Genomic DNA, 7,147 nt, shown 5'->3' on the forward strand with positions numbered 1-7,147 from the left:
TGAAGAAAATAATTATGAAAATTGCTGATTTAATTAATTGGTTTGAAGCATGGGCTAATCCCGCTTGGTGTGAAAGCTGGGATAATTGTGGCTGGCAAATTGAACCAGGAGTTTTGCAGGAAGAAACACGGGTTTTGGTATGCTTGACACCGACTTTGGCGGTAATGGAGGAAGCGATCGCAAAAAATGCTAATCTAATATTCGCCCATCACCCCTTGATTTTTCATCCCCTCAAATCTTTACGCACTGGTGAAGCGATCGCTGAAATGGTACGGTTAGCTTTTACCCATAATATTGGTATTTACACTGCTCACACGAACTTTGACCAAGTGCAAGATGGGACTGCTGACGTTTTGGCTCAGATTTTAGAACTCAAAGAAGTTACCCCCATAGAACTTACACAGGCAGGATTAGGATATGGTCGTGTTGGTTTGCTAGAGCCATTTCTAACATTACAAGAATTACTCGCCACCATTCAAACCCGACTTGCTCCCCCTAATTTGATTTTTTCCCCCAGTGCTGATTTACAGCAAACAATTTCACGAGTTGCCGTTTTGGGTGGTTCAGGGGCTAGTTACATTTCATCTGTTGCCAAAACTGGTGCCCAAGCTTATCTAACTTCTGACTGTAAATTCCATCAGTTTCAAGAAAGCCGCGACCGTAATCTTATTTTAATCGATGCTGGACATTACGCTACCGAACGTCCAGCTTGCGATCGCTTGGTGCAAAAATTCCAGTCTTTAAATTTAGACTGGGTGCAATTAAGTCAAAAAGATGAAGATTTCCGCCAGTTTTTTGCTTGATTGCTGATGCTTGATTGTATTTTGTGGATGCTTGTCGAAAAAATTGATTGTTGTATTTTAATTTTGTTAAAAAAGTTAGCTTCTCAACATTGATGCTGAAAATTCCTCTACCTTTTTATTTCTGTATATTAATAGACGGAGTATCGAAAAATCATATTGTGATGTAAATCACTGATTGAACGTAATACTAATCACACAGTATTAATGTTTCATATCAATTAGTAACAGAGAAAAATGTTTCACACTAGACCTAATAATTTGCTCACTCTGCCCTAATCAAGATGATTCGCACAATTATCGCATCTGCTTTCCAAACGGGATATCTTAGTGTTGAATCTGAGGGTTTACTCCAGCAGGTGCTAGCCACTAAATGCTATCAGCCAGAGGATTTGCCAGAACTCGCAGCCCTATACGATGCAGTTCGCGCAGGAAAAATTAAACGAGAAGCATCCTCGTCGAACGTGCTTATAGAATTTCCTTTACCACATAAATCCTCCTGAGACTTCTGGAGTAGAATTTTCTCATGGTCTTTTCCCTCTAGCTCTTCCCTTACGCTGTTGCCTTTTTTCAGACAAAAACCTGAAAAACTCAAAACTATTTCGGTGTTGTTGTTGAAAAGCATCAAGGTCAGCAAGAGAATGAGTTAAGATCAGATACAAGTGGGTAAAAGTAAAGCCAAGTCCCCGGACTTCCCAGTAATGCCAATGATTAAAAGTAGGCAAGTTAAACAACCGCAATCAACGATTGTTTTGGAGTATTCTTTATTACATAATGGTAGGAATGACTCACCAACAAATATAAACCTGGTTAGGACAGGTACCGAATTGTCTGACTTCTATAGAAGCAGACATTCCCTAGAATAAGCCGGAGAGAGATTGAGTTCATTGCTAGAGCATCTGATTTATGACCCAACATTATCCTGATATTTTGACAACTAGAAGCAAATCTTAGGATTGGGTTATGAAGCGTACTTGTTCTAAACAGTGAAATTAACCTCTTAAAGGTGTAATGTAATGGGGTAGAACCCAGATTTTGACAGGTTTAACTACGTTGTTTAAAAAGGCAGAAACAGTACATGCTACACCGCAAGATTTATCAACTGTGTTGCGATGGGCGCGAGGTATGTGTTTTCTTGCGGGACCAGCAACGCTGGATTGAACGCGCCCGCATCATAGACATAGAGGGAGATTTAGTCACCCTACGCTATGAAACAGAAGAAGAGGACGAAGTTTGTTCTTGGGAAGAAATGGTTCGCCTCGAGAGCATTGGTGCTGTAACGCAAAAATTGGCTTCAGTACCGCGCGGTAATGTAGAACCTCTGATGACTGAAGATTGTCCCGAAGCAGAGCGCATCCACAACCGTTACACTGACTCGAATCCAGAATAATTCAGTACTGAGTGCTAAGTGCTGAGTAACAAATCCTAACTCAGCATTAAGCATTCAGGACTCAGGATTAGATAAGCCTTCAAAGGCAGGACAGTAACCTTCGAGAGTTACCTTAAAGTTATACAACGGGGAAGCTGGGTTCCAACACCGCTGCCCCCTTTGATGTCGGCAAGTACCACAACAGTCTACATCTGTCCATGTATAGCGATCGCTATTTTGGTTGAGCAGTTCTCGTTGAGACAATCCCCTTAATACTAATTCTTCCCCTTGCCAACGAGCTTCAATTAAACCAGTATCGGCAAATTGCCGCCAACGCGGATCGGCAGTAATCACATTGGGTAGGGTGATTGTGATTACTGTTCCTAACTCTGTCAGTTCGCCTTCGTAGTTAGTCTCAGGTGCTGCCGGTTGTAAAAATGTGTCGCCGATGGGCAGTTCTACTAAGGTATCAGCCGCTGGGGAATGTACGTGGTAGCGGTTTTGCAACTCCTCTAAACTCGTCAAGTCTGCCAAATAGGCAGGGGAACCGTGGACAAAAATGACGTGCTGGGGTCGCAAATTATGAATTAGCTGCGTAGTACCAGGGCCATCACTATGTTGAGCTAAGAGATAGCTTTCGACAGTTGTGGGTGCTAAATATTCTTTGTTAACTTTTATATCAATTTTTTCTGGTAGGAGAATCAGCCAAGGGCCGGTGTCTAATTGGCAATGTTCGCCTAAATCAGATGTCGAGTCAGTGAGGACAATACAAGGTGACTTGCCCACATTGGAGCGATGTTCTGGTTGTAAACGACGCACGCGGGGACGTACCCGTTCATCCCAAAATAAGGGTTGATGGCGGGCGAAATTTTGCACCGATGGGGGGAGATGGGGTAGCAGTTCAAGGTATGCATCACACCCAGTAGCAACAGCACCATCTACCCAAATATCTAAATCTCGTCCGGTGAAGTGGTGATGCGATCGCAAGAGCATTAATAATTCTTGACCTAATCCTAAAGCTGGGGTGGGAAGAATTACAGAACAGTGGTCAGCGATCGCTCGATTAATTCGCTCGGCTAGTTGATTTTCTTGGTTGCGGCGGTGAGGATGACGGGATGTGCCATAACTACCTTCAATGATTAGCACATCCAAGTTTAAGCCCCGCAGTTCCTCTAAACGCAAACCTTCTACTAGTCGGGAGTTTGATAAGAAAAAGTCCCCTGTATACAGTAGCTTGTAACTACGCTGCTGGGTGGTATAGGTCAGGAGAATTGCTACTGCTCCTGGTAAATGCCCTGCGGGAAATAATTCTGCCACCAAACCATCTTGCAATTCTATAGGCGATCGCAATGGCAAGGCATGACAAAATTGGGAAATTTTCTCAGGGTCTTCGTCTAGCCAATTCAGTGGCAGTAACTTACTAGTCACCTCACTACCATAAATAGGTAACTTGGGAAAAGCTTTATGCAGCGCCAGTAAGCCTTTGGAGTGATCTGGGTGGGCATGACTAATCAAAACTAAATCTGCTGGTAGGGGCGAACTAGTTCCAAGTCCCGATTTAGTAAGCCCCTTAGCCAGCGATGAAATATCTTCAAAACCACAGTCCAATAGGATGCGGTGTGGGCCCATTTTCACCAATAAACACACGCCCTCATTGTCATGCTGGACACTATAGGGCAAACATTCTAATTCACTACCCGCTTCCGCAGCATCTACGCGAGAGGATGCCGACAGATTATCCCTCATGCTCTCCTCCCCTCAAACCTCATCATCATGGACATATCCCAAAAGCCAAAAGTTACACAAATTTTGCTTTTGTGACTTAGGGGTAAGTTTTATCGTGCGCCCCTACACCCTGAGAATACAGATTTTTGATTGGGGAGGACGCCTCCACGAACCCGCACTGGTTCGGAAAGGTGGGCTAACGAAAAGCCATCAAGCTAGTAACTTAAGGAGTCTGGCTCTTGTTTATTTTCCCTTTGCAAGTTCTGAGCTATTTTAGTCAACTCACCCTACAGCAAGTCGCCAAAGGGTCTACAGACTTATCTCAATGTGCGGAGCCGTTACCGTGATAGTTGTCTGAATCATAAAATCCATTTTTCGTGCCAAAGAATAAGCACGAAAGCGTAAATATAACTGTTAACCCGGCTAGAATCAGCTTTACATCCATTTGTCTGCTGCCCTTTACTCAAAGACTTTCCTATATTAATTTAGTGCTTCCGCAATCAAACGGAATCACTAGAAAATCTTTACTATGCTTATATGGATTGGGCAATAGGTAAATTTACCGCAATCAGTCAGATTGTAGAACCTTTCGGTCAAGCTGTCTATCTAGATGTAAAGCAATATGACAGCAGAAGCAATTTTCTACAGCCCGTAAAAATCCTCATCTAGAATCTGCTCAATGAAAAAAGGACAAACTGTGGGATGCTCTTAACTCCTAACTATTCACTCACGGTTCGCCCAGAAGTTTATTCGATCATAGCGATGAAAGCGATCGCACATTGAAGCAGAGACAAGGAGAATAAATAATGTCCCATACTTCTCTGCGAGACCGCGTAGCTTGCTTGCTTCCACGTTCGCGTAGCGTCCCGTAGGGAAGGGGTAGGGGTACGACTACGCCCTTCTCTACGAGAGGCTGCACCTCGACTACGCTCAGTGACCACGCCAACGGCTACGCTCAGGATAAGCTCAGTACAAGTGCCCAATGCCCTATCTTGTTCGCAATAACTGCACGAAGGTATTACTCACGGTGTTGTCTTTGGTGTCGGCGGCGTATTGAATCAATTCTTCTCGCAGTTTTTTGGCTGCATCTATCTCAAGTAAGGTTGCTAGCAAGAAGTAAACGCCACGAAAACGGGGGTCGCCCATTCTATCAACTAATAGTCCTTCGGCTGTATCAGTTTCGCCGAGAAAGTTTTGCACCAAGAAGAAATCCATGATTTTATCGTGGCGGAAGTTCCATTCTTTCTGGGCTTCGCCTTTTTTATCTTGCCACTGACGGCTGACTACCATCTTGTATTTTTCATCTTCTAAAGACATGGCGACTTGGTAAAATTCATCTGCGGGTAAGGCTTGTTTGTCTTGGAGTCGCATTTCGTAGACGGCGGCTGAGAATTTCTTTAAGGGAAATTCTTGATTCCATTCTTTGAGGTATTCTGCCGCCATTAAATTGTATTGCTGTTCTTGTAGGCGAAACAAGTTTGGCTGTTTACCTTGTGATAACATCAGCGCTACCACTGTTAGATCCATTGGATTGGAAAGAATTCGGCGGACAGCGTTTAACTCTTCTTTGGCTTGTTGCTGTTGGAAGACTTCTGTTAAATAGTTGGTGCAGGCTTTTTCGTAATCAGCACCTTGAACTTGGGCATCTTTGGGTAGTCGCGGCTGACGGGATATCAAAAACTGTTGAATTTGTTGTTGTTCGAGGGGCTGCAATTTATATATCTTGGCTGTTGAGGGGGGTGTCCACTCTAGGGGCTGGGTAGTCATGATAATGTTGCCCCGGAAATAGCTTTCGACAAACTGGCAGATTTTGGCGCGGGTTTCGGCGGTGACTTCGTTGAGTCCGTCGATGCAGATGTCAATTGCACCACTGTAAATCAGGTTTTTGAGGAAGCCGGCATCTTGGGCTTGGCCGTGTAGCTTGTCTTGGATGGCTTCAATTACGCCTTTATTACACTTTTGGGCGGGGAGATAGACAAGAATTTGCTGGGAGTTTTTCACCAGATGGCGCAAAAACATCGACTTGCCTAAACCAGAATCGCCTTCTAAGACTATTTGCCCTTTGATACTGGGTAAGGCTGCGGTGACTGGGAGGATTTCTTCGGAAATGGGAATTTTGACTCTGGACTCTGGGAAGTATGATTGGTCATTGAAGTTATCTAAGCCTGCATCGGCTAATAGAGATGGCTGGAACGGCTCAAACAGTTTGCGGCGCAGGAACGGAACCCAGGCGAGGAGAAAGCCGACATAGCCGACACCGAAAATTCGGCGTACCCAAGGGTTCCAGAAGAAGATGGCTTGGACTTGGGGAAATTTGGGGTAGGCAAAGATGAGGGCAAGCCACAAGGCAGCATGGATGAGGATTGTATTTCTGGCGCGGACAAACCATCGCCACACCTCCAGATTATCTATGACTGACTGCACCGCATTCGCATTGGTGGAGTTGACTTGTTTGAGGTTGTTGTAATGGCTTTGCAGTAAGAGAAGATTATCTAATTTCCAAGTCACGCTTTTGTTAGTGGCAACTTCGGAAATTTGCTTGGCTAAGTCTTCTCTTAATTCTGTGAACTCCTGACTAGGTTTCCACGCTTTGAGAAAAACCTCTAGTGTTTTCTTGCCCTGTTCGTGGGTAAGTTTAGGAGGAACTGCTTTTCTCTCAGGTCTGCCTACCCATGTGAGTAGCGTTTTTACTTCATCATTACCACCACTCAGGAAATAAGTCCAAAACCGCCAATATTCAAAGTCTCCGTTTTCTTTAAGACTTGCCTGGTTTGGTTCATAGACATAATTCAAAACTACAACAACCTCTTCCAACTTGAGTTGTTTTATATTTCCCAATGCCTCAGCCGCACTGCCACGAATATATGAGTCAACCTTTTCATCCTTGAGGAAGTTAAGGATGTCAGGGATATACTTGGTTGCCGCCTCTCCCAGGTTGCCCAATGCCGATGCCGCACTGCGACGAACATTTAAGTCAACCTTTTCATCCTTGAGGATGTTAACGATGTCAGGGATATACTTGGTAGCCGCCTCTCCCAGGTTGCCCAATGCCTCAGCCGCACTGCCACGAACAGATGAGTCAACCTTTTCATCCTTGAGGAAGTTAACGATGTCAGGGATATACTTGGTTGCCGCCTCTCCCAGGTTGCCCAATGCCAATGCCGCACTGCGACGAACATTTAAGTCAACCTTTTCATCCTTGAGGATGTTAACGATGTCAGGGATATACTTGGTAGCCGCCTCTCCCAGGTTG

5 protein-coding genes are annotated in these 7,147 nt (G+C 44.5%); 3 read left to right on the plus strand and 2 right to left on the minus strand.

Going from position 1 to position 7,147, the window contains the following annotated elements; genetic code table 11:
• Window positions 1-14 precede the first annotated feature (14 nt).
• From V7K61_RS21650 to V7K61_RS21660, 3 genes are all read left to right on the plus strand, one after another.
• Entirely contained in the window at window positions 15-803 is a 789-nt protein-coding gene (locus V7K61_RS21650; protein ID WP_335056393.1) for a Nif3-like dinuclear metal center hexameric protein, read from the plus strand.
• Between the two features lie 281 nt (window positions 804-1,084).
• Window positions 1,085-1,303: a hypothetical protein gene (locus V7K61_RS21655; RefSeq protein WP_094350459.1), complete on the plus strand. Its 219-nt coding sequence runs from the start codon at window positions 1,085-1,087 to the stop codon at window positions 1,301-1,303.
• A gap of 575 nt (window positions 1,304-1,878) precedes the next feature.
• The gene (locus V7K61_RS21660) at window positions 1,879-2,190 is read left to right on the plus strand and encodes a DUF6679 family protein (RefSeq protein ID WP_012408115.1); all 312 of its coding nucleotides are present in this window, start codon (window positions 1,879-1,881) and stop codon (window positions 2,188-2,190) included.
• 54 nt (window positions 2,191-2,244) lie between these two features.
• On the opposite strand, the gene V7K61_RS21665 is transcribed toward V7K61_RS21660, so the two are convergent.
• Together V7K61_RS21665 and V7K61_RS21670 are read right to left on the minus strand one after the other, a co-directional pair.
• On the minus strand, window positions 2,245-3,915 hold the full coding sequence (locus V7K61_RS21665) for an MBL fold metallo-hydrolase (protein ID WP_335056396.1): 1,671 nt from the start codon (window positions 3,913-3,915) through the stop codon (window positions 2,245-2,247).
• Between the two features lie 966 nt (window positions 3,916-4,881).
• On the minus strand, window positions 4,882-7,147 hold a 2,266-nt coding region (locus V7K61_RS21670), incomplete at its 5' end, for a HEAT repeat domain-containing protein (RefSeq protein ID WP_335056398.1).

The organism is Nostoc sp., assembly GCF_036918015.1.
Taxonomy (GTDB): Bacteria; Cyanobacteriota; Cyanobacteriia; order Cyanobacteriales; family Nostocaceae; genus Nostoc.

Excerpts from the sequence above, each read along its gene's own strand:
- V7K61_RS21660 (WP_012408115.1), top strand. The coding sequence starts at position 1,879 with ATGCTACACCGCAAGATTTATCAACTGTGTTGCGATGGGCGCGAGGTA.
- V7K61_RS21650 (WP_335056393.1), top strand. The coding sequence starts at position 15 with ATGAAAATTGCTGATTTAATTAATTGGTTTGAAGCATGGGCTAATCCC.
- V7K61_RS21655 (WP_094350459.1), top strand. The coding sequence starts at position 1,085 with ATGATTCGCACAATTATCGCATCTGCTTTCCAAACGGGATATCTTAGT.
- V7K61_RS21665 (WP_335056396.1), bottom strand. The coding sequence starts at position 3,915 with ATGAGGGATAATCTGTCGGCATCCTCTCGCGTAGATGCTGCGGAAGCG.